Source organism: Streptomyces sp. NPDC014889 (genome assembly GCF_043081205.1).
In the GTDB taxonomy this organism is placed as follows: Bacteria; Actinomycetota; Actinomycetes; order Streptomycetales; family Streptomycetaceae; genus Streptomyces.
In genome coordinates this window covers 1-1243 of the sequence record NZ_JBIBWH010000048.1, presented here as the reverse complement: position 1 = coordinate 1243, position 1243 = coordinate 1, and the positions used below count along the sequence as shown (strand labels likewise).

Below are 1243 nucleotides of genomic sequence, written 5' to 3'. Positions count from 1 at the left end.
CGGTCGGGGTCTTGCCGACCTTGACGCCCGCGGCCTCCAGGGCCTCCTTCTTCGCCTGCGCGGTACCGGAGGAACCCGAGACGATGGCGCCCGCGTGGCCCATCGTCTTGCCCTCCGGCGCGGTGAAGCCCGCGACGTAGCCGACGACCGGCTTGGTCACGTTCTCCTTGATGAACGCCGCCGCCCGCTCCTCCGCGTCGCCGCCGATCTCACCGATCATCACGATCAGGTCGGTGTCGGGGTCGTCCTGGAACGCCTTCAGCGCGTCGATGTGCGTGGTCCCGATGATCGGGTCACCACCGATGCCCACACAGGTCGAGAAACCGATGTCCCGCAGCTCGTACATCATCTGGTACGTCAGCGTGCCCGACTTCGACACCAGACCGATCCGGCCCGGCTTGGTGATGTCGGCCGGGATGATGCCCGCGTTCGACTGACCCGGCGTGATCAGACCCGGGCAGTTCGGACCGATGATCCGCGTCCTGTTGCCCTTCTTCCCGGCATACGCCCAGAAGGAGGCCGAGTCGTGCACCGCGATGCCCTCGGTGATCACCACCGCGAGGGGGATCTCCGCGTCGATCGCCTCGATCACCGCGTCCTTGGTGAACTTCTCCGGCACGAAGATCACCGTCACATCGGCGCCGGTCTTGTCGATGGCGTCCTTGACGGAACCGAAGACCGGAACCTCGGTACCGTCGAAGTCCACGCTCTGACCCGCCTTGCGCGGGTTCACGCCACCGACGATGTTCGTGCCCGAGGCCAGCATGCGACGCGTGTGCTTCTGGCCCTCGGAGCCGGTCATGCCCTGGACGATGACCTTGGATTCCTTGGTGAGGAAGATAGCCATGGTGTTGTGTGACCTCGTCCCTTACTTCGCGGCCGCAGCCAGCTCGGCGGCCTTGTCGGCCGCGCCGTCCATGGTGTCCACCCGCTGCACCAGCGGGTGGTTGCGGTCGTCCAGGATCTGGCGACCCAGCTCGGCGTTGTTGCCGTCCAGACGCACCACCAGCGGCTTGGCGACCTCCTCGCCCTTGGACTCCAGCAGCTCCAGCGCCTGCACGATGCCGTTGGCGACCGCGTCGCACGCGGTGATCCCGCCGAACACGTTGACGAACACCGACTTCACGTCCGGGTCGCCCAGAATGATCTCCAGACCGTTCGCCATCACCTCGGCGGAGGCACCACCGCCGATGTCGAGGAAGTTGGCCGGCTTGACACCCTTGTGGGCCTCACCCGCGTAGGC

1 protein-coding gene and 1 pseudogene are annotated in these 1243 nt (G+C 66.5%); both read right to left on the bottom strand.

Features of this window, described 5'->3' with window-relative positions:
* The coding region (gene sucD / locus ACF09J_RS36030; protein ID WP_392309665.1) for a succinate--CoA ligase subunit alpha at positions 1-847 on the bottom strand (847 nt) is incomplete at its 3' end.
* 21 nt (positions 848-868) lie between these two features.
* Positions 869-1243, bottom strand: a pseudogene (locus ACF09J_RS36025) (succinate--CoA ligase subunit beta); the annotation flags it as partial.